At 62.1% G+C, this 21,949-nt stretch carries 21 protein-coding genes; 7 read left to right on the top strand and 14 right to left on the bottom strand.

Going from position 1 to position 21,949, the window contains the following annotated elements; genetic code table 11:
- Positions 1 to 3: 3 nt before the first annotated feature.
- From ACSQ20_RS19135 to ACSQ20_RS19090, 10 genes are all read right to left on the bottom strand, one after another.
- Positions 4 to 1,059 carry a branched-chain amino acid ABC transporter permease gene (locus ACSQ20_RS19135; protein ID WP_436022727.1) on the bottom strand — a complete coding sequence of 352 codons (1,056 nt, stop codon included), beginning with the start codon at positions 1,057 to 1,059 and terminating at the stop codon, positions 4 to 6.
- Between the two features lie 30 nt (positions 1,060 to 1,089).
- Complete coding sequence (locus tag ACSQ20_RS19130) at positions 1,090 to 2,250, bottom strand: ABC transporter substrate-binding protein (protein WP_436023240.1); 1,161 nt, start codon at positions 2,248 to 2,250, stop codon at positions 1,090 to 1,092.
- A 569-nt stretch (positions 2,251 to 2,819) separates the two neighbouring features.
- Complete coding sequence (locus ACSQ20_RS19125) at positions 2,820 to 3,791, bottom strand: branched-chain amino acid ABC transporter permease (RefSeq protein WP_436022725.1); 972 nt, start codon at positions 3,789 to 3,791, stop codon at positions 2,820 to 2,822.
- On the bottom strand, positions 3,791 to 4,675 hold the full coding sequence (locus tag ACSQ20_RS19120) for a branched-chain amino acid ABC transporter permease (RefSeq protein ID WP_436022723.1): 885 nt from the start codon (positions 4,673 to 4,675) through the stop codon (positions 3,791 to 3,793). Before ACSQ20_RS19120 ends, ACSQ20_RS19125 begins: the two co-directional genes overlap by 1 nt.
- An 84-nt stretch (positions 4,676 to 4,759) precedes the next feature.
- On the bottom strand, positions 4,760 to 5,980 hold the full coding sequence (locus ACSQ20_RS19115; protein ID WP_436022721.1) for an ABC transporter substrate-binding protein: 1,221 nt from the start codon (positions 5,978 to 5,980) through the stop codon (positions 4,760 to 4,762).
- A 94-nt stretch (positions 5,981 to 6,074) separates the two neighbouring features.
- On the bottom strand, positions 6,075 to 6,800 hold the full coding sequence (locus tag ACSQ20_RS19110) for an ABC transporter ATP-binding protein (protein WP_436023238.1): 726 nt from the start codon (positions 6,798 to 6,800) through the stop codon (positions 6,075 to 6,077).
- Between the two features lie 38 nt (positions 6,801 to 6,838).
- Positions 6,839 to 7,618: an ABC transporter ATP-binding protein gene (locus ACSQ20_RS19105; protein ID WP_436022719.1), complete on the bottom strand. Its 780-nt coding sequence runs from the start codon at positions 7,616 to 7,618 to the stop codon at positions 6,839 to 6,841.
- Positions 7,619 to 8,001: 383 nt separating this feature from the next.
- The gene (locus ACSQ20_RS19100) at positions 8,002 to 9,684 is read right to left on the bottom strand and encodes a hypothetical protein (protein ID WP_436022717.1); all 1,683 of its coding nucleotides are present in this window, start codon (positions 9,682 to 9,684) and stop codon (positions 8,002 to 8,004) included.
- A gap of 367 nt (positions 9,685 to 10,051) precedes the next feature.
- A complete protein-coding gene (locus tag ACSQ20_RS19095) occupies positions 10,052 to 11,749 on the bottom strand; it encodes a GMC family oxidoreductase (RefSeq protein ID WP_436022715.1) in 1,698 nt (565 codons plus the stop codon).
- 30 nt (positions 11,750 to 11,779) lie between these two features.
- Entirely contained in the window at positions 11,780 to 13,309 is a 1,530-nt protein-coding gene (locus ACSQ20_RS19090; RefSeq protein WP_436022713.1) for a CoA-acylating methylmalonate-semialdehyde dehydrogenase, read from the bottom strand.
- A gap of 124 nt (positions 13,310 to 13,433) precedes the next feature.
- On the opposite strand from ACSQ20_RS19090, the gene ACSQ20_RS19085 reads away from it, so the two are divergent.
- The 3 genes from ACSQ20_RS19085 (at position 13,434) to ACSQ20_RS19075 (ending at position 15,560) form a co-directional block, all read left to right on the top strand.
- Positions 13,434 to 14,330: a LysR family transcriptional regulator gene (locus ACSQ20_RS19085; protein ID WP_436022711.1), complete on the top strand. Its 897-nt coding sequence runs from the start codon at positions 13,434 to 13,436 to the stop codon at positions 14,328 to 14,330.
- 125 nt (positions 14,331 to 14,455) lie between these two features.
- Entirely contained in the window at positions 14,456 to 14,989 is a 534-nt protein-coding gene (locus ACSQ20_RS19080; RefSeq protein ID WP_436022709.1) for a class IV adenylate cyclase, read from the top strand.
- Positions 14,990 to 15,077: 88 nt separating this feature from the next.
- Positions 15,078 to 15,560, top strand: coding sequence for a thioesterase family protein (locus ACSQ20_RS19075; protein WP_436023236.1), 483 nt, complete (start codon positions 15,078 to 15,080; stop codon positions 15,558 to 15,560).
- Between the two features lie 21 nt (positions 15,561 to 15,581).
- On the opposite strand, the gene ACSQ20_RS19070 is transcribed toward ACSQ20_RS19075, so the two are convergent.
- The gene (locus ACSQ20_RS19070) at positions 15,582 to 16,559 is read right to left on the bottom strand and encodes a cysteine synthase A (protein ID WP_436022707.1); all 978 of its coding nucleotides are present in this window, start codon (positions 16,557 to 16,559) and stop codon (positions 15,582 to 15,584) included.
- A gap of 99 nt (positions 16,560 to 16,658) precedes the next feature.
- Between ACSQ20_RS19070 and ACSQ20_RS19065 the strand changes: the two genes are divergently transcribed.
- Both ACSQ20_RS19065 and ACSQ20_RS19060 read left to right on the top strand, forming a co-directional pair.
- Positions 16,659 to 16,940: a hypothetical protein gene (locus tag ACSQ20_RS19065; protein ID WP_436022705.1), complete on the top strand. Its 282-nt coding sequence runs from the start codon at positions 16,659 to 16,661 to the stop codon at positions 16,938 to 16,940.
- A 164-nt stretch (positions 16,941 to 17,104) separates the two neighbouring features.
- Entirely contained in the window at positions 17,105 to 17,338 is a 234-nt protein-coding gene (locus ACSQ20_RS19060) for a hypothetical protein (protein WP_436022703.1), read from the top strand.
- 95 nt (positions 17,339 to 17,433) lie between these two features.
- Here the strand turns inward: ACSQ20_RS19060 and ACSQ20_RS19055 are convergent, their stop codons facing one another.
- On the bottom strand, positions 17,434 to 17,658 hold the full coding sequence (locus tag ACSQ20_RS19055) for a DUF3717 domain-containing protein (protein WP_436022701.1): 225 nt from the start codon (positions 17,656 to 17,658) through the stop codon (positions 17,434 to 17,436).
- 144 nt (positions 17,659 to 17,802) lie between these two features.
- Here ACSQ20_RS19055 and ACSQ20_RS19050 point away from each other — a divergent pair, with 144 nt between their 5' ends.
- A complete protein-coding gene (locus tag ACSQ20_RS19050) occupies positions 17,803 to 18,489 on the top strand; it encodes a response regulator transcription factor (RefSeq protein ID WP_436022699.1) in 687 nt (228 codons plus the stop codon).
- Positions 18,490 to 18,612: 123 nt separating this feature from the next.
- A complete protein-coding gene (locus tag ACSQ20_RS19045) occupies positions 18,613 to 20,103 on the top strand; it encodes a sensor histidine kinase N-terminal domain-containing protein (protein ID WP_436022697.1) in 1,491 nt (496 codons plus the stop codon).
- Here the strand turns inward: ACSQ20_RS19045 and ACSQ20_RS19040 are convergent.
- Together ACSQ20_RS19040 and ACSQ20_RS19035 are read right to left on the bottom strand one after the other, a co-directional pair.
- Positions 20,081 to 20,548: an SET domain-containing protein gene (locus ACSQ20_RS19040; protein WP_436022695.1), complete on the bottom strand. Its 468-nt coding sequence runs from the start codon at positions 20,546 to 20,548 to the stop codon at positions 20,081 to 20,083. The two genes, ACSQ20_RS19045 and ACSQ20_RS19040, sit on opposite strands and share 23 nt — an antisense overlap.
- A gap of 218 nt (positions 20,549 to 20,766) precedes the next feature.
- Positions 20,767 to 21,411: a MarR family winged helix-turn-helix transcriptional regulator gene (locus tag ACSQ20_RS19035; RefSeq protein WP_436022693.1), complete on the bottom strand. Its 645-nt coding sequence runs from the start codon at positions 21,409 to 21,411 to the stop codon at positions 20,767 to 20,769.
- Positions 21,412 to 21,949: the final 538 nt, after the last annotated feature.

Below are 21,949 nucleotides of genomic sequence, written 5' to 3'. Positions count from 1 at the left end.
AGCTCACTCCTCCTCGTCTTCGACGTGCGGGCTCGCAAAACTGCGCCAGAGCAGTACCGGAATGATGAGCGTGAAGACGATGACTTCCTTATAGGCGCTCGCCCAGAACGACGAATACGATTCGAGCAGACCCACGAGCACCGAGCCGGCCGCTGCGAGCGGATAGCTGACGAGGCCGCCGATAATCGCGCCGACGAAGCCCTTCAATCCGATCAGAAACCCCGAGTCGTAATAGATCGTCGTCAGCGGCGCGACGAGCACGCCCGAGAGCGCACCGAGCGCTGCGGCCAGCGTGAACGCGAGCCGCCCGGCTTGTGCCGTGCCGATGCCGACGAGCCGCGCGCCAAGCCGGTTCACCGATGTCGCGCGCAGCGCCTTGCCCTGCATCGAGCGGTCGAAATACAGATAGAGCGCGGCGATCAATACAAGCGCCGTGACAATCACCCAAAGACTTTGCCCCGTCATCGAAAAACTGCCGATGGTTAATGTCGAATCCGAAAACGGTGTCGTGCGGGAGCCTTCGGCGCCAAACATCAGAAGACCCAGCCCGACCATCGCGAAATGCACGGCAACGGCGACAATCAGCAGCAACAGCGTCGTGGCTTCGGCGATCGGCTCATAGGCGAGCCGATACACAAAAGGCCCCATCGGCACGACGATCAACAGCGTCAACGCCACTTGCGCAAGCATCGGCAACGATCGAACGCTGAAGTGTGCGGCGAGCAAGTACACCGCGAGCGGAAACAGCAGATAGCGCCCGATCAGCAGCGCGAGCGTGCGAGGCCACCCGCGCCGCCGTTCGGCATGACGCACGAGCCCAGCAGTATCGGCGACGAGGCAGGCGGCACCGAGCGCCATCAGCAAAACCGCGGTGGGCGGCAGCTTGTTCGCCTGCAGCATGGCGAGCGTCAGCGCGCCATACGAAACGAACTCGCCCTGCGGAATGAAGATCACGCGTGTTACCGAAAAAACGAGGACGAGCGCGAGCGCCAACAGCGCATAAACGGCGCCGGTCGTCACGCCATCTTGCGCGAGAATGGCGGCGATCGAAAAATCCATGCTTAGTTGTCCTACAGATCGTGACAGCGCTTATTCGCCGACCACCTTCCACTTGCCGCCAGTGACCTGCACGATCACGCGGGCGCGCTTGTCGAAACCGTTGTGATCGATGGCCGTCATATTCATGATGCCGTGCGAGACCGGCAGATCCTTGAGGTTTTCGAGTGCGCCGCGCAACGCCACGCGAAACGCTTCCGTTCCGGGCTGCGCCTTCTCGAGCGCAACCGGAATCGCCTTTTGCAGCATCTGCCCAGCATCCCACGCGTGCCCGCCGAACGCGACGACGGAACCTGCTCCGTACTTGGCCTCATAGGCCGTCTTATAAGCGAGTGCCGACTTCTTGACGGGGTTCGAATCGAGCAATTGCTCGGCCACGACGATCGGACCCACCGGCAGCAACTCCCCTTCGCAGCCCTTGCCGCATACGCGCAGGAAATCGTTGTTGGCCACGCCGTGCGTTTGATAGACCTTGCCTGCATAGCCGCGTGACTTGAGTTCCTTGGCCGGCAGCGCCGCGGGCGTCCCCGAGGCCGCGATCAGCACCGCATCGGGCTTCACGCCCATCGTCTTCAACACCTGGCCCGTCACCGACGTATCGGTTCGCACATAGCGTTCGTCGCTGACGAGCGTCAGGCCGTGCGCCTGCGCCGCCTTGAGAAACGCCTGATGCCAGCTTTCGCCGTAGGCGTCGGTAAAGCCGATGAAGCCGACTGTCTTCACGCCGTGCGATTTCATGTAGCCGGCAATTGCGTCGGCCATCAGGCTATCGTTCTGCGGCGTCTTGAATGCCCAACTGCGCTTGGCGTCGACGGGCTGCACGATATGCGCCGATGCGGCCATCGAGATCATCGGCGTCTTGGCCTGAGAGACAACGTCGAGCATCGCCATCGAGTTCGGTGTAATCGTCGAGCCGACGATCACATCGACGTGGTCCTCGTCGATCAGCTTATGTGTGTCTTGTACGGCTTTGGTCGTATCGGACGCATCGTCGAGCACGATGTACTGCACGCTGCTGCCGCCGATGGTCTTCGGCAACAGCTCGATGGTGTTTTTCTCGGGGATGCCCAGCGATGCGGCCGGCCCGGTGGCGGAGAGCACCACACCCACTTTCACCTGCGCGAAAGCCGCGCTTGCGCCACAAATCAACGCCACCGCGGCGCTGTTACCTATCCAACGTAGCCAATGCTTCATCGTCATTGCTTGTCTCCACGCGCTTTATGCCAAGCGCATTGTTATAGCCGATATCAGCGCGCCGGCGAATGATTCGGACTCCGAACTAATCGCGCGCATCGATGATCGGAACCATCGGAAAAAAGAAGGTGTACGCGCGAATTGAACGAAGCAATGGGCGCGCAAAGAAAGAACCGAGCCGAACAGCCGGAAATATTAAACGAAAGACGGGAAGTGAGAGGTAAAACGCAAAGGCCGATACCGCACGAGGACGGCATGGTGCAGGTAGTTTGCCGAGCGCTCTGCATGGGACGGCAGCAACCGCTGAAGCGATAACTGCCGTCGACCGCTCTGCGTGGGGCCGCAGTAACCGCTAAAGCGGTAACTGCGGCCGACAAAAATAAAAAGCGCTGTTGGAGTCCCTCCAACAGCGCTTTCGTCCGGGCACTGAATGCCTCGTTTGTCTCCTCGTTCTCCACCTGCAAATTCGGTGCATCAGAACTGGAACGAAGATTAAACGCCCTCGCTTGTGGCGACAACCTAGCACTTTCCCTAGTGGTGCATACACGCACGGAATTAGCGCATCAATGCTACGCGCGCAGCATCCGCGCACGCGCCACGATCTCGCCAACAATGCCCCGCCGGAATGCAAGCACACATGCGATGAAGATCAAACCCACTACGATCGTCGTCGATTCGCCAAGCGTGTTGAACCACCGGATTTTCGTCAATGAAGCAAGCGCAGCACCAATGTCGCCAAGACGATCTTCGAGCGTGACGATCAGCGCTGCGCCGAGAATCGGCCCGAACAACGTACCCATGCCGCCTACGAGCGTCATCAGGACGACGAGACCCGACATCGTCCAGTAGGCATCCCCCAACGTCTCGAAGCCGAGCACGAGCACTTTCAGCGAACCCGCCAGTCCGGCGAGCCCAGCGGAGAGGATGAATGCCAGCAACTTGAAGCGATCGGTATCGTAGCCGAGCGAGATGGCCCGCGGCTCGTTCTCGCGAATCGCCGTCATCACCTGCCCGAACGGAGAATGAATGATGCGCACGATCAACGCGAACGCGAGCGCAACGCCGACGAGCACGACATAGTAAAGCGCAAGATCAGACGATAAATCGACGAAGCCGAAGAGCGTGCCGCGCGGCACGCCTTGCAATCCATCCTCGCCATGAGTGAACGGCGTTTGCAGATAGATGAAGTAGATCATCTGTGCGAACGCGAGCGTCACCATCGCAAAGTAGATGCCCTGGCGCCGGATCGCGAACAAGCCGACGACAGCCCCAAGCAGCGTCGCTGCCACGGTGCCGGCAAGCACGCCGAGCAACGGCGAGAACCCGAGCGACTGAATCGTGAAGCCGGTGGCATAGCCCGCCGTCGCGAGAAACATCGCATGGCCGAACGACAAAAGCCCCGTGTAGCCGATGAGCAGATTGAAGGCTGCCGCGAAAAGCGCGAAGCAGAGCACCTTCATGACGAACACGGGATACGCGCCGAGCCACGGCGCGAGCAAAAGCCCTGCAAACAGGAGACCGTAAAGCGCTTTCCTTTGCATCACCGCTCCTTGCCGAAAAGACCTGCGGGGCGCACGAGCAGCACGAGCGCCATGATGACGAAGACGACGGTGGCTGAGCCTTGCGGATAAAACACGCGCGTCAAGCCTTCGACGATGCCGAGCATCAGGCCCGTCAAGATCGAGCCCATAATCGAGCCCATCCCGCCGATCACGACAACCGCGAACACGGTGATGATCATCGACTGCCCCATCAGCGGCGAGACCTGGATGACGGGGGCCGCGAGCACACCGGCGAACGCCGCGAGTGCCACGCCGAAACCGTAGGTCAGCGTGATCATCAGCGGCACGTTCACGCCGAATGCTTCGACGAGCTTGGGGTTCTCCGTGCCGGCACGCAGGTAAGCGCCAATGCGTGTCTTCTCGATCACGAACCAGGTGGCGAAGCACACCATGAGCGAGGCCACGACGACCCAGGCACGATAGTTCGGCAGATACATGAAGCCGAGATTGGTTGCGCCCGCAAGCAGTTCGGGCACATCGTAAGGCTGGCCCGACGAGCCGTAGATCGACCGAAACACGCCTTCGACAACAAGCGTGAGGCCGAACGTCAGCAACAGGCCGTAGAGATGATCGAGCCGATAGAGCCAGCGCAGCATCGTGCGCTCGATCAGCACGCCGAACGCGCCGACGACGAGCGGCGCGAGCACAAGCATCGCCCAGTACGGCAGGCCCAGATAGGTGAACCCCATCCAGGCGAGCATCGCGCCGAGCATGAACAACGCGCCGTGCGCGAAGTTGATGACGTTGAGCATGCCGAAGATGACGGCCAGCCCAAGACTCAGGATCGCGTAGAACGATCCGTTGACGAGCCCGAGCAGAAGCTGGCTCAGCATCGCGGGCAACGGAATGCCGAAGATATCCATTGGATCAGCCGTAAGAATAAAAAACCGCTGGCCGGAGTGAGCGCTTCATCGCCCACTCCGGCCCCGCTTCGCATCACCAACCGGTTACTTCCACAGCTTGCAACGCGTTTCCGCTTTCTTCGTGAAGGCCTCGTCGCCAGCGATCGTCGACACCAGCTTGTAGTAGTCCCACGGCTTTTTCGAATCGGCCTTCGACTTGACCTGATAGAGGTACATGTCATGAATCATGCTGCCGTCGTCGCGGATCGTGCCCTTCGCATAGAAGTCGTTGACGCCCGCCTTTTTCATCTGCGCGAGCACCTTCTCCGCGTCGGTCGAGCCCACCGCTTTCACCGCGTTCAGGTAGTTCATCGTCGACGAGTAATCGGCCGCCTGCAAACTCGACGGCATCTTTTTCGTTTTCTCGAAGTACCGTTGCGCCCATTTGCGCGACGCCTCGTTCTGGTCCCAGTACCAGCTGTCCGTCAGCATTAGCCCTTGCGCCGTATCGAGCCCCACACTGTGGACGTCGTCGATGAACATCAGCAGTGCCGCGATTTTCATCGTCTTCCCAATGCCGAACTCCTTGGCTGCCTTGAGCGAGTTCACTGTATCGCCGCCCGCGTTGGCAAGGCCGAGAATCTGTGCCTTCGACGCTTGCGCCTGCAGCAGGAACGACGAGAAATCGGAAGTCGATAGCGGATGGAACGCATGCCCCAGTACCTTGCCGCCGAGCGCTTCGACAACCTCTGAAGTGTTCTTGTCGAGCGACTTGCCGAACGCATAGTCGGCGGTCAGGAAGTACCACGTCTTGCCGCCACTCTTGACGATCGCGGAACCGGTGCCTCTCGCAAGCGCTGTGGTGTCGTACGCGTAATGGATGGTGTAAGGCATGCACTGTTCGTTCGTCAGCGCATCGGTGCCCGCGCCGATCGAAATGAATAACTTCTTCTTTTCACTTGCCACGCCGTTCATCGAAAGGGCGGTCGCGGAGTTGGTGCCGCCGATCAGCAAGTCCAGGCCCCTGGTGTCTATCCATTGGCGCGCCGTCGAGGCGGCGATATCGGCCTTGTTTTGGTGATCCGCCTGGAGCACGGTGATCGGCTTGCCGTTCACCTTGCCGCCAAAGTCGGCAACGGCCATTTGGATCGCCGTCAAACCACCCTTGCCGTCGATGTCCGCGTAAAGGCCTGACATGTCCGTGACGAACCCGATCGTGACCGCGCTTTCGTCAGCCATTGCCTGATGTGCGGGCAGCACGGCGGCGAATGCGGCGCCTGTCATGGCGAGCGTGCGGGCCACGCGCGCGAGCAACTTCGTTCTCATTGGAATCTCCTTGTTTGCGTTATGGTTGTGCGTCCAACTTGTTACTTGTTGATAGTTGATCGGTGGGACCGAACGGCGGCAAGACCAACGGCCGTCACACGCCCAGCAGATCGTGCAGCACCGGCATCTTGCTCTCGAGCTGGCTCGCGTCGAAATGCTCGACGATGCGCCCATGCTCCATGACATAGAAACGATCGGCGAGCGGCGCCGCGAAGCGGAAGTTCTGCTCGACCATGACGATGGTATAACCGCGCGCCTTGAGCGTCAGGATCATGCGCGCCAATGTCTGCACGATGACGGGCGCCAACCCTTCCGAAATCTCATCGAGCAGCAGCAGGTTCGCGCCGGTGCGCAAGATACGCGCGACCGCCAGCATCTGCTGCTCGCCGCCCGATAAGCGCGTGCCCTGACTCATGCGCCGTTCGTGCAGGTTCGGAAACATCGAATAGATCTCGTCGAGCGACATGGCGTTGTTCGATGCGCCCACCATCGGCGGCAAAATCAGGTTCTCCTCGCAAGACAAACTCGAGAAGATGCCTCGCTCCTCGGGGCAATAGCCGATGCCGCAATGCGCGATCTTGTGGGTCGGCAGCGCGATCGTCTCGCGCTCGCCGATGCGCACAGAGCCCATGCGGCGGCCCGTGAGGCCCATCACCGCGCGCAGTGTCGTGGTCCGTCCGGCGCCGTTGCGTCCAAGCAGCGTGACGACCTCGCCGCGGTTCACGCGCAAATCCACGCCATGCAGAATGTGTGATTCGCCGTACCAAGCCTGCAGCCCGCTGATCGTGAGCGCCGGCGTGCCGGCGGACACCTCGGCCATGCCCGCGTTCTCGTCCAGGGTGCCGTGCTCCGTGTGGTTCATCCGTGCGCCCCCGTCAGTGCCGCCTCGGTGCTGCCCATATAAGCCTGCATCACCAGCGGGTTTTTCGACACCTCCGCATAGCTGCCTTCGGCGAGCACCTCGCCGCGCTGCAAAACGGTAATCGTGTCGGAAATGCCCGCTATTACATTCATGTTGTGCTCCACCATCAGAATGGTGCGGCCTGCCGAAACTTGCTTGATCAGCGCAGTCACGCGGTCGACGTCTTCGTGGCCCATGCCTTGAGTCGGCTCGTCAAGCAGCATGAGTTCGGGCTCCATCGCAAGTGTGGTCGCAATCTCGAGCGCGCGCTTGCGACCGTACGACAATTCGACCGTCGGCGTATCGGCGAAATCGGTCAGGCCGACCTGGTCCAGCAATTCGCGGGCACGCTCGTCGAGCTCGTTTAACGTACGCTCGCTGCGCCAGAAAAAATACGAGGACCCGAGGGCGCGCTGCAGGCCGACGCGCACGTTGTGCAGCACGCTCAGATGCGGGAAGACGGCTGAAATCTGGAACGACCGGATGATGCCTCGTCGCGCGATCTGCGCGGGCCGCTCGCGCGTGATATCGATATTGTTGAAAACGATTTGCCCCGCGCTCGGCTCGAGGAACTTCGTGAGCAGATTGAAGCAGGTGGTCTTACCTGCGCCGTTCGGGCCGATCAGCGCATGGATCGAGCCGCGACGCACGCGCAAGTTCACCCCGTTGACGGCCGTGAACCCCTTGAACTCCTTGGTCAAGCCGCGCGTTTCTAAAATCGTGTCGCCGAGCATCATGTCCCCTTCCATGCGAAGTCAGACGAAGCACCGCATTTGAAGCGCGCCCCGTCGGCGCGTCGCATTGGAACGGAGCGTCGATGTCGATCGTCGCCCCGCCGCTTTGGCATGGTGCATCATCGCGGGGAGGTCAACCCCGCACCCATGCGGCACCGCGCATTGTCTCGCCAATGATGCAGCGCAATCATCGGGATTTGCACTTAGGTTTGTTTACGTAATCGGCGGCTGGTTCACGTGCGCGCAATGGGCGATTGCGCTTGGGGCTTTCGGATGGGGTATGTAGTTGTCAGCTAAGGCGGATGAGGCTTTGGCGGCCGACGCCGAGGTGGAACGCGGAGACGACTGGCGCGCCGAGATCAGCATCGGCATGCTCGGGCGCGGCCTCACATCGACGTCGGGGGAAACGCTTGTTGCCAAGCGTCGACAGTTTCGTGGGATGCGAGTTCGTCGGCACCAAGCCTTTGCAGCCGCGCGAAAGCCTCCGTGCTCTCGCTCGATCGGGGACGCAGCCGCTCCGCCAATTCCTGCAAGCCTCTTAGCGACTCAAAGCGAAACGCCATCGGCACCCCCTCCAATCCGCCGGCAAGCAGATTGAATCGGCCGGACAGGCTGTCAGCACCGGACAGGCCGCTGGCCAGTTTCGTGAGATCCACCAGCTCGTTCGCTCGCTCGCGGTCATCGGGGATGGCCATCGTGATCGGGTACATGTGATCGAAGATCTGCTCGCAGTACACCTGCTGCCAACGCTTCGCAGGGGGAACAGCGTCGACGTTCACCCCTGCCAGCATGTCGAAGTGGTACACATGATCGCCATTTTTCTTGGGGAGGAAATCATCGACAGTCATGCTTGCGCTGGCGTCGATCCTCGACAGTGCGCGGCCAAGCAATTCCGCGGTGGATGTCGAAGGAAGCGATGCGATAAACGGCAATATGTCGTGCCTGAACAGCGGGCCGAAATCGAAGTGGGCACGGTCTGCCGCATCGAGCATGGTTTCGGCGAGCGGTGCCTTGGTCTCGGGATCCAACGAGCTGATTGCTCCTAGCAGCAGCTTGATGCCGATCCGCGCCTGCTCTGGACTCAACGTCATCAGCCCTCGCCACGCCCGGTCGAAAAGGAACAGCCGCCGACTTTCCGGCAGACGCGCACTGTGGCAGCTTGCCATCAAACCGTAGAGCTGCCCTCGCGACGATGCGGGTAGCTGCTCTATGCACTCGATTAGTTCATTGACAAGCCGCTCGCCAACGACCAGATCGGCGAACGCGATCAAGCGCGCGAACCTGTCAAGAATGTCGGCGTAACAGCGGCCGTCGATCTCGCCGTCTTCCCAAGCGGCCCGTGCGCAAGCGAGCGCGTCCGCGCGTGGCTGGATCGCGTTGCGCGGCAGGCGAGACGCGGCATCGGCCAGCGTCACGAGCAGCTCGCGTTGCATCTCTGGATGCATGCGTACTCTTTCCAGGATGGCGTCCCATGCCGCCCGCAGCGCGAGCGGCGCGCGGCTGAGGTATGGCGCAGCGCGCATAAGCCCGGCGAGCCGCTCCCGTTGCTGCTCGCCGGACATTGTGTCGACAAGTTCCAACATGGCACCGAATACCAATGCCTGCGTCTGAGTATCCTCTGGATCGATGACCAGTAGCGTGCGCCTTCTTGCCACGTCCTCATCCAAGCGGGCCAATTGGTCGCTTGTGTAACGCCCCTTGCCGCCGTCAAGCCCGTCGAACACTTCTAGATCGTGGGAGCGAGCACCGACCGATACAGCAGCCGAGCGCGCGTGGTTGGCAAGCATCTCAGCGTAATCGTCGTTCTCGAACACACCGTTTCGCCAAGCAGCCCGTTCGCTAGCCAGCATCCCGGCGGACACGGGGTCAATATCCAACATGTCAAGAATGTCGCGAAATGCCGCTTCCAGTTCTGCAGCGTCGCTTGTTTGGAGCGCCTCGGGCATGCGTCGGGCGAAGCGGGCGAACAGTTCCGACCGGGGATCGTCCGTTCGCTGGAAACGGGGGTCCTGAAGATAGCGCTCGACGATCTGTTCCGGAGCAGATGCCGCCTCTTGTACGGGCGCCATGTTCGCCGCTGCACGGCGCGCTCGTGATTCCTCGCGCGATTTTGACGGTAACGATGCCAGACGACGCAGGCCACCGAGCGCGGCAGCAAACGGGCTGCGGTGAAGGGGCTCCAGCGCGCCATTGTCAGCGGCGCGCGTCGGTTCGTTGGCGGTTCGCGCCGCATCGGGCGTCGCCGGAGACGACTGCTCACCGCCGCGCTCGTGCGGCGAGCGCGGACCCGTTGAACCGATTCCATTTCCCATGAGAGGCCTCCGCTCGTTCTGACAGCGTGGACTCTAACGGGTAGGCAACCGCAAGCAATGAGCATTCACGAAGCAAGCGCCACGGCACCGAAACGCATGTTATCGCCGGTAAAAACGCATCCAATCAAGCGGCCGCAACCGTCGCCGCATCCGGGCTTGCCGACGCTCCTACCGCGCCCGCACGCCGGTCCGCGCGAATCATGTCACTCGCGCGCTCGGCAATCATCAGCGTGGGCGAATTCGTGTTGCCCGAGGTGATCGTCGGCATCACCGAGGCATCGACTACCCGCAGCCCCGTCACGCCCATCACGCGCAGCCGCGCATCGACGACTGCGCCGGGATCATTGGCTACACCCATACGACAAGTGCCGACCGGATGAAAGATGGTCGTGCCGACGGCGCCCGCCGCTTTGACGAGTTCTTCCTCGGTCTGAAATTCGACGCCAGGAAGAATCTCCTGCGGCGCATAGCGTGCCAATGCGGGAGAAGCCACGATGCGCCGTGTAAGCCGCAGTGCGTTGGCGGCCGCACGGCGGTCATAATCGGTCGACAGATAGTTCGGTGCGATCAGCGGCGGCGCCTTCGAGTCGGGCGACTCGATGTGAATGCTGCCGCGCGAAGTCGGCCTCAGATGGCAAGCGGACGCGGTAAACGCATCGAAACGGTGCAGCGGTTCGCCGAACCGATCGAGCGAAAGCGGCTGCACGTGATATTCGATATCGGCGCGCGTAATCGAACGGTCATCAGCCGACGACTTCGCGAATGCGCCGAGCTGCGATGGCGACATCGACATCGGCCCGCTACGCGAAAACGCATACTGCGCGCCGATCCACAGCTTGCCCCACCAGTGCGCCGACAGCGTGTTGAGCGTACGCACACCGGTTACGCGATACGCCATGCGCAACTGCAGATGGTCCTGCAAATTCTCGCCGACGCCGCGCAGATCCTGAACCGTCTCGATGCCGAGCCGTTGCAGCCGCGCGCCATTGCCGATGCCGGATAGCTCGAGCAATTGCGGCGAATTGACGGCGCCCGCGGCAACAATCACCTCGCCACGCGCGCGCGCTACGAACTCGCGCGCATCGTGCCCATTGCGCTGATAGACGAGGCCCACACAGCGTTTGCCTTCGAAGACAAGGCGGCTTGCCAGTGCTCCGGTCACGACGCTCAAGTTCCGCCGCGCCAGCGCCGGGCGCAAGAACGCTTTCGACGCATTCCAGCGCACGCCATGCTTCTGATTGACCTCGAAGTAGCCGACGCCCGTGTTATCACCCCGATTGAAGTCGTCGGTGGGCGGGATGCCGGCTTGCTGCGCGGCCTCGCGAAACGCTTCCAGCACTTTCCACTTGAGCCGCTGTTGCTCGACGCGCCACCCGCCGCCTGCGCCATGCCATTCGTTGCCGCCGCCGTGATGGTCTTCGCTGCGTTTGAAGATCGGCAAGACCGCATCCCACGACCACGACGGGTCGCCGACCACACGCGCCCACTCGTCGTAGTCTTCGCGCTGGCCGCGCATATAGATCATCCCGTTGATCGACGACGATCCACCCAGCACGCGGCCACGCGGATAGGACAGCGTGCGGCCATTCAGGCCGGCCTCCGCGCTCGTGCGATAAAGCCAGTCGGTGCGCGGGTTCCCGATGCAATAGAGATAGCCAACCGGCACGTGAATCCAGTGATAGTCGTCCTTGCCGCCGGCTTCGAGCAACAGCACGCGCACGTCGCGATCCTCGCTGAGCCTCGCGGCGAGCACACAGCCGGCGGTGCCCGCGCCGACGATCACGTAATCGAATTCCCCGGCGGCAATCGTTTCTCTTTGCATGGCCCGCTCCGATGTTGTCAATGCATCGCGCTATTTCGCCACCGGCATCGTGAACTCCGCGCCTTTGGCGATGCTGTCGGGCCAGCGCTGCATCACGCTCTTATAGCGCGTGTAAAACCGCACGCCTTCCTCGCCGTAGGCGTGGTGGTCGCCGAACAGCGACTTCTTCCATCCGCCGAACGAATGCCAGGCCATCGGTACCGGAATAGGCACATTGATGCCGACCATGCCGACTTGAATCTGCCGCGCAAACGCGCGCGCCACGCCGCCGTCGGTCGTATAGCACGACACGCCGTTGGCGAATTCGTGCGCGTTGATCAGCTCCACCGCGCTCGCAAAGTCCGGCACCCGGACGATGGCGAGCACCGGCCCGAAAATTTCCTCGCGGTAGATGCTCATATCGGTCGTCACGTCGTCAAAGAGCGTGCCGCCGAGGAAAAATCCGTCTTCATGGCCCGGCACCGTCAGCCCGCGCCCATCGACGAGCAGCTTCGCGCCCGCCGCCACGCCGGCGTCGATATACGACGACACCTTCTCGCGGTGCACGGCAGTGACGAGCGGACCCATTTCGGCGTCGGGCTCCATGCCGTTTTTGATCTTGAGCGCCTTGACGCGCGGCACGAGCCGCTCGATCAGCGCATCGGCGACGTGCCCCACCGCAACGGCAACCGAAATCGCCATGCAGCGCTCCCCTGCCGAGCCGTAAGCCGCGCCAATCAATGCATCGACAGCTTGATCGAGGTCCGCATCGGGCATCACGACGAGATGGTTCTTCGCGCCGCCGAGCGCCTGCACCCGCTTGCCGCGCTTCGCGCTTTCCGTGTGGATGTAGTGTGCGATTGGCGTCGAGCCGACGAACGAAAGCGCGGCGACATCGGCGTGCTCGATCAGCGCGTCGACCGCTTCCTTGTCGCCATGCACGACATTGAACACGCCGTCAGGCAACCCTGCTTCCTTAAGCAATTCGGCCAGCCTGACCGAAACGGACGGGTCGCGTTCAGACGGCTTGAGCACGAACGTATTGCCGCAGGCAATCGCGATCGGAAACATCCAGCACGGCACCATCATCGGAAAGTTGAACGGCGTGATGCCGGCGACGACGCCAAGCGGCTGGCGCAGATTCCAATTGTCGATACCGCCGCCGATTTGATCGGTGAAGTCCGTCTTCAACAGATTCGGTATGCCGCAGGCGAATTCGACCACCTCGATACCGCGCATCACCTCGCCCTTTGCATCCGAGAACACCTTGCCATGCTCGCGCGTGATCAGCTCAGCCAGCTCATCGTGGCGCTCGTCGAGCAGTTGCTTGAACCGGAACATCACACGTGCGCGCTTGAGGGGCGCGGTTTCGCTCCATGCCGGGAACGCGGCCTTCGCGGCGGCCACCGCCGCACCGACCTCGGCTTGGCCCGCCAGCGGCACGCGCGCGGCCACGCGGCCCTGCGCGGGGTCGAACACGTCGCTAAAACGCGCACCCGCGCCGCTTGCACCGCTCACGCGCTGCCCGCCGATAAAGTGGCTCAACTGGCGCACAGCCGCGCTCTGATCTGCTTCGCTCATGGACCTGCCCTCGCTCGAAATGGAAAAACGTTGCGTCGATTTGCTCGCAAGCGTACGCGCCCCCAAGGCACGAAATCCAATGAGTTCTTCTCAATTGCGTTATAAGGCGCGCTAATATTGCTGGATGGACCTGACCTTGCTGCGCGCTTTCGTCACGGTCGCCCGCATCGGCAATCTGACGCGCGCGGCTCATCAATTGCATCTGACCCAACCGGCCGTGAGCCTGCAGCTCAAAAACTTGCAGGAGACGCTCGGGGTAGCGCTATTTCGACGCACCGCGCAGGGGCTCGTCCTCACGCGCGACGGGCAGGCGTTGCTGCCCCACGCCGAACGCGCGCTGGCCGCGGCAAGCGACGTCGAGCGCGCCGCGGCCGCGTTGCGCCAGGAAGTGCGCGGGCGGCTGCGCATCGGCACCATTCTCGATCCGCACTTTTTGCGGCTGGGCGGCTTTCTGAAACAGCTTGTCGAAACCTATCCGCAGATCGAAACCGCGCTCAGGCACGGTATGTCGGGTTGGGTGGCGGCCCAGGTACGCGCGCGCGAGCTCGATGTCGGCTATTACATCGGCCAGCCCGTTGAAGACGGCATGCCCGAGGGCCTTTTTTATACCGCGACGTTGACGCGCTTCCAATACCGCGTGTTGGCCCCGGCCGGTTGGAAAGCGCGCGTGAGCCGTGCCCGCGACTGGCGCGCGCTGGCGGCACTGCCGTGGATCTGGACCCCGCCTGCTTCGGCGCACCACCGGCTCTTGTCGCGGCGCTTTGCCGAAGCGGGCGTGAGCCCGGTCAAGGTAGCCGAGGTCGATCAGGAGACCTCGATGCTCGATCTCGTGAAATCGGGGGTTGGGCTTACGCTGGCACGCGATGCGATTGCGATCGCCGAAGCCCATACGCACGCGCTGACGATCGTCGAAGGCGTGACGGTGCCGACCGAACTTACCATCATCGCGCTTGCCGAGCGCATGAATGAACCGGTCATTGCGGCCGCCTTCAAGCTCGCCGAGGCGCAGTGGGCTACGTGAGCGTCGCGGCACGACCGGGCGCTTTTTTGCTAGATTCGCGGATATCGTTGTGCGGTTTTCGCTTGGCCCCCTTCCCGACGCTTAATATCGACGCTTAATATCGACGCTTACCATCGGAGCCCGACATGGCACGCAACATCGAAATCAAGGCGCGCGCCCGCGCGTTCGACCAATTGTGCGAGCGCGCGGCAAGCCTCGCGGCCGACGCGCCGCTGATCTTCCGGCAACACGATTCGTTCTATGAGGTGCCGCGCGGGCGCCTGAAACTGCGTCAGTTCGACGACGGCACGCCAGCCGAGCTGATCTTCTATCAGCGCGATGATCGCGAGGGGCCGAAGGCCTCCTATTACACGCGCAGCCCGGTGACGAACCCAGAGGCGATGCATGCGCTGCTCGCCACGGCGCTGACCACCCGCGGCGTCGTGTCGAAGGAGCGCCACGTTTATCTGGCCGGGCGCACACGCATTCATCTGGACCGTGTCGACGGCCTTGGAGACTTCGTCGAGCTCGAAGTCGTGCTCGGCCCTGATGACGATGAGGAAGGCGGCACAGCGGAAGCACATGCGGTGTTCGCGCAGCTCGGCGTGCCGCAGACCGATCTGGTGCCCGTGGCGTATGTCGACTTGCTCGAGCCGGCGCCGCCGGTCAAGGCCGCCTGAGCCGCGCCGGACGCGAGATGCCCGAGCGGCATTGGGCCGTTGCGTTTCGACGAGTGACGAGGAGGCAAGCGCGGTGATGCAGGTCAATATGCCGCCGGTGGAATACCGGAATGTCGTGCGCCGCGAATGGGTCGACTACAACGGCCATTTGCGCGACGCGTTCTATATGCTGCTTTTCAGCTATGCGTCGGACGCCCTGCTCGATGCGATCGGCCTCGACGATGTGCAGCGAACCGCTCGCCATCGTTCCGTCTACACACTCGAAGCGCATATCAGCTATCTGCACGAGGTGAAAGAGGGTGCATCGGTGCGCGTCGTAGCCAGGGTGCTTGCACACGATCTCAAGCGCATGCACGTCAGCTTCGAAATGTTTGTCGAAGGTCGGCCCGATCCGGTGGCCGCCGGCGAGCAGATGCTGTTGCATGTCGATACGCTCGGGCCGCGCGCTGCACCGTTCGACGAGGATGTGCTCGAGCGCGTCGGTGCATTGGTGTCGGCTCAGGCTTCGCTACCGGTGCCACGACATATTGGCCGGGTCATCGGTCTGTCGCCGGTCAGGTCCGGCACATAGCGCCGTCTCCAAACGCCGTTATCACGCTGGCACCTGTAACGCGCGCTGCCGCAGCCACTCGCGATTGAACAGCCGCGCGAAATAGAGGCTACCGTGATCGCAAAGCAGGGTCACGATCGTATGTCCCGGCCCCATTTCGCGCGCGACCTGCACGGCGGCAGCCACATTGATTCCGGTCGACCCACCGACGAAAAGGCCCTCCTCCCGAAGCAGGCGATAGACCATCGTGACGCAGGTCTGATCGTCGATGCGCACGGCATCATCGATTGGCGTGCCTTCGAGGTTCGCTGTCACGCGGCTCGAACCGATACCTTCGGTGATCGAGTTTCCTTCCGCTTTGATTTCGCCGGTTTTGACGAAGCTGTAAAGGCCGCTGCCATACGGATCGGCCAACACGGTTTTCACCGCTGGATTGCGCTCTTTCAGAAAACGTGCAACACCCGCGAGCGTGCCGCCGGTACCTGTCGCGCAAACGAACACGTCGATTCGCCCCGCCGTATCGCGCCAGATCTCCGGGCCGGTCGTTTCAAAGTGCGCCTGGCGATTGACGAGATTGTCGAACTGGTTCGCCCAGATCGCGTTCTCCGTTTCCTGCGCCAGACGGCCCGCAATTTTCTGATAATTGTTCGCGTCCTTGTAAGGCGCGGCTGGCACAGGCCGCACGTCCGCACCCAGTACCCGCAACAGGTCCATCTTCTCTTGCGACTGCGTTTCAGGAATCACGATGGTGCATCGATAGCCACGGGCAGCGCAGATATGGGCGAGGCCGATGCCGGTGTTGCCGGCGGTACCTTCGATCACGGTGCCGCCGGGCCTCAATGCCCCGCGGCGCTCGGCGTCCTCGATGATGTAGCGCGCCGCCCGGTCTTTGACGGAGCCGCCCGGGTTCATAAATTCCGCCTTGCCGAGAATCTCGCATCCGGTCTCGGCACTGAGTTTGCCGAGGCGCAAAAGCGGTGTATTGCCGATTGCGCCAGTAAAGCCATCGAGCGCGGGCATGATCCCTCCCTTCGCCGTTCACATGACATGGACGGTTTAAGTATAGGCGGCGGTGCTTGCCGCTTGGCCCATCGCCGGCGAGCCAGGCGTGCCGGTAGCGTGGCATATCGTCGAGCCGCCTCGCCGATGATCCGCTGGAACCCGCGCTGGGGCGTGCTTTATGAGGGAGGCATCCTCAGCCCAGCGCTGCAACTCGGGCACGAGTTCAGGCGTGCGTCGCGCCGCACGCCTGAACCCACTGGCAAAGCGCAGATGGCCGAAGAAATGCGGGCCGTCGAATTCGAAAATCTGATCGCCCGTTACCACGGCGAGCCGATGCGTACAACGTACGATGGCGAACCGCATGTCGTCAGTGGTCCCCTCGATACGTTCCTGCCGTAGCCAGCCAAGAACACGCGCACGTCAGGCGGGACACCCGCACGCGACACCATCGCCACAGCACCGCGATACGTGACGCTCGGTTTTTCGGGCTCGGCATTGGAATCCGTCGAGAAGATCCGCAAGCAAATCCTCGGGGGTCTCGAACAAGTGGGCGCCGCCATGCGATGCTTGAACCGGCATTGCGCGGTTCGAGCTACAAGGCCGAAGCCGTACAACAGAACGAGGCCCTGTTGATTCAGCTCGGCCAAATCCGGCAAATCTGCATACAGCTTACAGCGGCGCTGGCGATGTCCGGCCACATCCCTCCCTCGCAGATCGCGCCGCACTTGCCGACGGTCAGGGAGTATCTGCAACAACAGCTGGCGCTGCTCGAACAAACCACGAGCTACTACACGTAATATCTGCCGAGGCTGTAGCAGCTCGATCCAATTTCCACCGGCATTCCTTGGCGCGACAGAGCTCAGGCCAACTGCCGACCGGGCTATGTTTGCGCCTACCCGCCCTGCGTGGTCAGACGATAACCCTGCCAAGCCGCGCGGGCGGCGGCGTCAAGCGCTTCCTCCGGCAATTCCGTGCGACGCTGTACAATCAGCAACGCATACGGCTTGGAGAGCGCGCTTGCCTCCTCGCATAACCTGAGCTCATCGCCACTTGAAGGCGAGCGGGCGCGCCAGAAGTTGATCGCCGCTTCCAGTTCGTTAATCGAGATTTCGGACATGATTCGCGTGATGACTACATGGCCACCTGCCGGGCCCGGCTAGCGAGGGTGCGCGCAACGAAGGCGGCGAGGCTCAAGCGAACCGCGTGCCAGTGGCGCGCAGTTGCGTGCTGAATGCGAACCCATTGTACTTGAGCGACTTCCATGCGACTCCTTCTGATCGAAGACGACCGCCCAATTGCGCGCGGCATTCAAAGCAGCCTCGAACAAGCCGGCTTCACCGTGGACATGGTTCACGATGGAATCTTTGCCGAGCAGGCGCTCACGCAAAACCGCCACGAACTGATCATTCTCGACTTGGGGCTGCCCGGCATCGACGGCATGACGCTGCTTTCGCGGTTCAGGCAAGGCAACCGACACACGCCTGTAATCGTGCTCACCGCGCGTGACGAGCTGAGCGACCGCGTGCAAGGCCTGAACGCCGGCGCCGACGATTACATGCTCAAACCGTTCGAGCCGACCGAACTCGAAGCGCGCATCCGCGCCGTGATACGGCGCAGCGGTCCGGCAAGCGACATGCCGCGCCCCGAGGTCTCGCTCGGCGGCGTGCGCCTGTCCGGCGTCGATCGGCGCATCTTCAATGACGACAAAGCGCTCGAACTTTCGCCACGCGAGTTCGCCGTCCTCGAAATGCTGCTGCTGCGTCACGGACGTGTCGTCAGCAAAGCCCAGCTGCAAGACCACCTGACGCATTTCGGCGGTGACTTGGGCGATACGGCCATCGAAGTCTACGTGCACCGTGTGCGCAAGAAACTCGAAAACTGCCGCGTCGAGATCGTCACCGTACGCGGCTTCGGTTATTTGCTGCAGGAAATCCGTCAGGGGTCCTAAACAAATGGCTTTCGAGTCCGGTGCCGCCCGCAGGCACCGGGCCGAGTTGTCTCGATCGGCGTTCCGTTCGATCGATGCGGCCATCGCGCAGCGCTTTTCCCTTAGCTCTAGTTTCGATCGATCATGCCTCGTGCCGCTGCCACCAGCCTGCGCCGCTCACTGCTGCGGCGTTTAGCGGGGCCTTTGTCGCTGCTCGCGTTGATGAGCGGGCTCATCGCCTACTGGCTTGCCTGGCAGTACACCCAGCATGTGATCGACCGCTCGCTCGCCGACCTCGCGACCGCGCTTTCCAAGCAAGTTCAGATTGCAGGACCCAACGCCCGCTTTTCGGTACCGCCGCTCGCGCAAGCGATGTTCGCCGATCCGTCGCAGCATCTGATCTATCGAATCAGCGATGGCGAGCACGACTTGGCAGGAGACCCGAACCTGCCGCTCGCGGGCACCAGCGCCAGACACACGCGCTACGCATCCATCTTCGAAGCGCGGCACGAGGATATGCGCGTTCGCGTGGCGCAGGTGCGTGTCGCGCAGGAGGCGGGCCGCAAGGCGATCGTCGTCGAGGTGGCCCAGCCTCTGCATTATCGCTACCGTATCGCCGCCGAGTTTCTCGTCGCGATCATGATGCCGCTATTGCTGCTGTTGCTTGCGGGCTGGGGCATCGTCTGGCGTGTCGTGAATCAACAGTTGGGTCCGCTGACCGCGCTTGCGGATTCGCTCAATCGCCAAACGCACATGTCGCTCGAACCGGTCGACGAAACCCATGTGCCGCTGGAGATTCGCCCGCTGACGAGTGCGTTGAACGCGCTGCTCGATCGTCTCAAGAGCGCGCTCGACGCCCAGCGAAAATTCATCGCCGATGCGGCGCATCAATTGCGCACGCCGCTCACCGCCGTCAAACTGCACGCGGAACAGGCGGCGAACGCGCGCGAGCCGGCGCAGACGTTTGCGGCCGTGCGCGAGCTGCGCTCGGCCGCCGATCGCGCCGTGCGGCTTTCCAATCAACTGCTGTCATTAGCGCGTGCCGAACCGGGTGCGCAGGCTGCCCGCTTCACTGACATCGATATCGCGGGCCTCGCGTTCGAAACGGGCGCGGAATGGGTGCCTCGCGCGCTGGCCTCGCATGTCGACCTCGGCTTTCAGCGGCTCGACGATCCCGCCAACGAAACGCCGCTCATCGTCCGAGGCAGTGCTGTATTGCTGCGCGAGGTGATTGCCAATTTGCTCGATAACGCGCTGAAATACGTTCCCTCGGCGCGTCTTCACGGCGCCCGCGTCACCGTGAGCGTCACGCGTGCGTGTGCATCGAATGGAGCACCGATTGCCGAAGTCGTGGTGGAAGACAACGGCAGCGGCGTGCCTGCCGAACTACAGGCGGAGCTTTTCAAACGATTTTTCCGCGGCGACCGCCAACATAGCGCCGACGACAGCGTGGACAGCGGCGCAGGTTTGGGCCTTGCGATCGTTCGCGACATCATCGACCTGCACGGCGGCAACGTTCAATACGCCGACGCGGCCGACGGCGGTGCGCGTTTTGTCGTCCAGATTCCGCTCGCGCATGAACGACGTCAAACCGACGCGGCCGAGCACAGCACTATCCCTTGCCGCCCCGCTTGAGCTTCGGCGCGAGCATCGTGCCGCGGCACTTACGCGCCCCGCATCGGCACGCATATTCCTTCTTGAGCTTCTTCGTGTGCCGCTCGTCGATGACGAGACCGTAATCGTAGAAAAGCTCTTCGTCGGCTGTGACGTCGCGCAGCGCGTGGATGAAAACGCGCCCGTCGATTTCCTCGGCCTCGCAGTTCGGCGCGCACGAGTGGTTGATCCAGCGCGCGCTGTTGCCGTTCACATTGCCGTCGATCACGCGCCCGTCTTCGAGCGCGAAATAGAACGTGTGGTTCGGCTCGTCCGGATTATGGGGATGGCGGCGCACGGCCTCCTTCCACGAGATCCGTTCGCCTTTGTATTCCACCAGTCGCTCACCGGCTTTGATCCGCGCAGCGGCAAAAACGCCCTTGCCATGCACACCCGAGCGGCGCACGGCCAACTTGCGTGAACTCATCGATGAATCCTCTGAATAGCTTCAATGCCGCTACCGCGGCGCGGTAGTGTCGCTGCACAAGCGAGCGTTTCGATCACGGGATATGAAACACGGCGCCGAGCGGCGCCGCGTCGACAAGTGACTGGCAAACGTCACAAAACGAAATCGTACACGTTGACGATATGTTCGTTCAATGCTTCGTTCAATGTTTTCTCACAAAAACACCCACGCCGTGGCGCTCACGCTTGCTCCGAGAAGATCTTCCAGATCCTTTTTTGCGTGGCGAGGTCGGCTTCCACGTGCCGTTCGCAATCGAGCCGCAACTCGATATTGTCGATAGGCTGATCGAACGAGATGCATCGATGCGGCACCTTTCTCGCGTTCTTGCTCGGATCGAAATGGCTGCAGGACATGCACATCCGGTTGGCCGGCATATCGCCTTGCACCTCAAGCTGGCGAATCATCTTGAGCAGCGTGCGATAGAACACCGCCTGCTCGTCGTCGCCGAGCTTGTCGATGGCCGCGTTGAGGAACTCCGGCCATTGCTGCGCGCGCTTGGCCGCACTACGGCCTCGCGCTGTCAGGCGCACGGCGAGCGCACGGCCGTCATCGAACGCGCGACGCTTTTCGATCAGCCCCTTGGCCTCCAGCGTGCTGACGGCATCGCTGGTCGTCGCCGCTGTCAAAGCCGTCTCGCGAGCAATCTCGCTCAGGCGCAGCGGCGTCTTGCGTTGCACGAGAAGCATCAGGATCTCGCCTTGCGTCGGCGTCAATCCGACACTCTCGGCCCATTCCCACGCTTGGCTGCGCATTGCCGTGCCGAGCCGCAGCAGGCTGTGGGTCACGCGCCCTCTCGCCTGCTCTTCGTATAAACCTTCGCTCATAGTTTTTCTTCGCTATTTCGCCATTGGCAGCGTCGCGCTGCTGGTTCCGATTGCCGGCATGCGTTGCCTTGCGACATGCCGCAACCACCGTGGGTCCCTCGCCTCTCTCTCAAGCGAGCCGATTTTACGCTTCGAACTGCATTGCCCGATCGAAGAGAAATCGCATTCATGCAACGCGGTTATCGACGACACGTGATATGTCAGATACATGTCACGTCGATACGCATTCCGAACGTGGCCGCAGCTTACGCGCATCAATCAGCCAAGAACGACAAAGGCGCTATTTTAAGCGAGTCAGCAATCGCACAGCGAAGTTATTCGCGAAAATCTGTGGATAACGCATGTATAACCGCAGGGAGCGGCTGTGATGCTTTTCTGGATAACGCGAGACCGAGCCGAATTCGGCAGCAGGTTATCCGCTCGTCAATCCGTCTGCGCACCGCGGTACCACTGGGTTATCGATTCGGCATCTTGCTGATTAGACAACGTATTCCCGGGTTATCCACAGACGGACCAGCTTATTGTTAACCACTACTAC

Source organism: Trinickia sp. LjRoot230 (genome assembly GCF_964253315.1).
GTDB lineage: Bacteria > Pseudomonadota > Gammaproteobacteria > Burkholderiales > Burkholderiaceae > Trinickia.
This window is presented reverse-complemented; position numbering and strand designations above follow the sequence as displayed.

Coding starts and splice junctions, on each gene's coding strand:
- ACSQ20_RS19110 (WP_436023238.1), bottom strand. CDS start 6,800: ATGGCCGAGGTGTCCGCCGGCACGCCGGCGCTCACGATCAGCGGGCTG.
- ACSQ20_RS19060 (WP_436022703.1), top strand. CDS start 17,105: ATGCTTGAACCGGCATTGCGCGGTTCGAGCTACAAGGCCGAAGCCGTA.
- ACSQ20_RS19050 (WP_436022699.1), top strand. CDS start 17,803: ATGCGACTCCTTCTGATCGAAGACGACCGCCCAATTGCGCGCGGCATT.
- ACSQ20_RS19105 (WP_436022719.1), bottom strand. CDS start 7,618: ATGATGCTCGGCGACACGATTTTAGAAACGCGCGGCTTGACCAAGGAG.
- ACSQ20_RS19120 (WP_436022723.1), bottom strand. CDS start 4,675: ATGGATATCTTCGGCATTCCGTTGCCCGCGATGCTGAGCCAGCTTCTG.
- ACSQ20_RS19115 (WP_436022721.1), bottom strand. CDS start 5,980: ATGAGAACGAAGTTGCTCGCGCGCGTGGCCCGCACGCTCGCCATGACA.
- ACSQ20_RS19085 (WP_436022711.1), top strand. CDS start 13,434: ATGGACCTGACCTTGCTGCGCGCTTTCGTCACGGTCGCCCGCATCGGC.
- ACSQ20_RS19080 (WP_436022709.1), top strand. CDS start 14,456: ATGGCACGCAACATCGAAATCAAGGCGCGCGCCCGCGCGTTCGACCAA.
- ACSQ20_RS19045 (WP_436022697.1), top strand. CDS start 18,613: ATGCCTCGTGCCGCTGCCACCAGCCTGCGCCGCTCACTGCTGCGGCGT.
- ACSQ20_RS19055 (WP_436022701.1), bottom strand. CDS start 17,658: ATGTCCGAAATCTCGATTAACGAACTGGAAGCGGCGATCAACTTCTGG.
- ACSQ20_RS19125 (WP_436022725.1), bottom strand. CDS start 3,791: ATGCAAAGGAAAGCGCTTTACGGTCTCCTGTTTGCAGGGCTTTTGCTC.
- ACSQ20_RS19035 (WP_436022693.1), bottom strand. CDS start 21,411: ATGAGCGAAGGTTTATACGAAGAGCAGGCGAGAGGGCGCGTGACCCAC.
- ACSQ20_RS19130 (WP_436023240.1), bottom strand. CDS start 2,250: ATGAAGCATTGGCTACGTTGGATAGGTAACAGCGCCGCGGTGGCGTTG.
- ACSQ20_RS19040 (WP_436022695.1), bottom strand. CDS start 20,548: ATGAGTTCACGCAAGTTGGCCGTGCGCCGCTCGGGTGTGCATGGCAAG.
- ACSQ20_RS19100 (WP_436022717.1), bottom strand. CDS start 9,684: ATGGCGCCCGTACAAGAGGCGGCATCTGCTCCGGAACAGATCGTCGAG.
- ACSQ20_RS19095 (WP_436022715.1), bottom strand. CDS start 11,749: ATGCAAAGAGAAACGATTGCCGCCGGGGAATTCGATTACGTGATCGTC.
- ACSQ20_RS19075 (WP_436023236.1), top strand. CDS start 15,078: ATGCCGCCGGTGGAATACCGGAATGTCGTGCGCCGCGAATGGGTCGAC.
- ACSQ20_RS19090 (WP_436022713.1), bottom strand. CDS start 13,309: ATGAGCGAAGCAGATCAGAGCGCGGCTGTGCGCCAGTTGAGCCACTTT.
- ACSQ20_RS19070 (WP_436022707.1), bottom strand. CDS start 16,559: ATGCCCGCGCTCGATGGCTTTACTGGCGCAATCGGCAATACACCGCTT.
- ACSQ20_RS19135 (WP_436022727.1), bottom strand. CDS start 1,059: ATGGATTTTTCGATCGCCGCCATTCTCGCGCAAGATGGCGTGACGACC.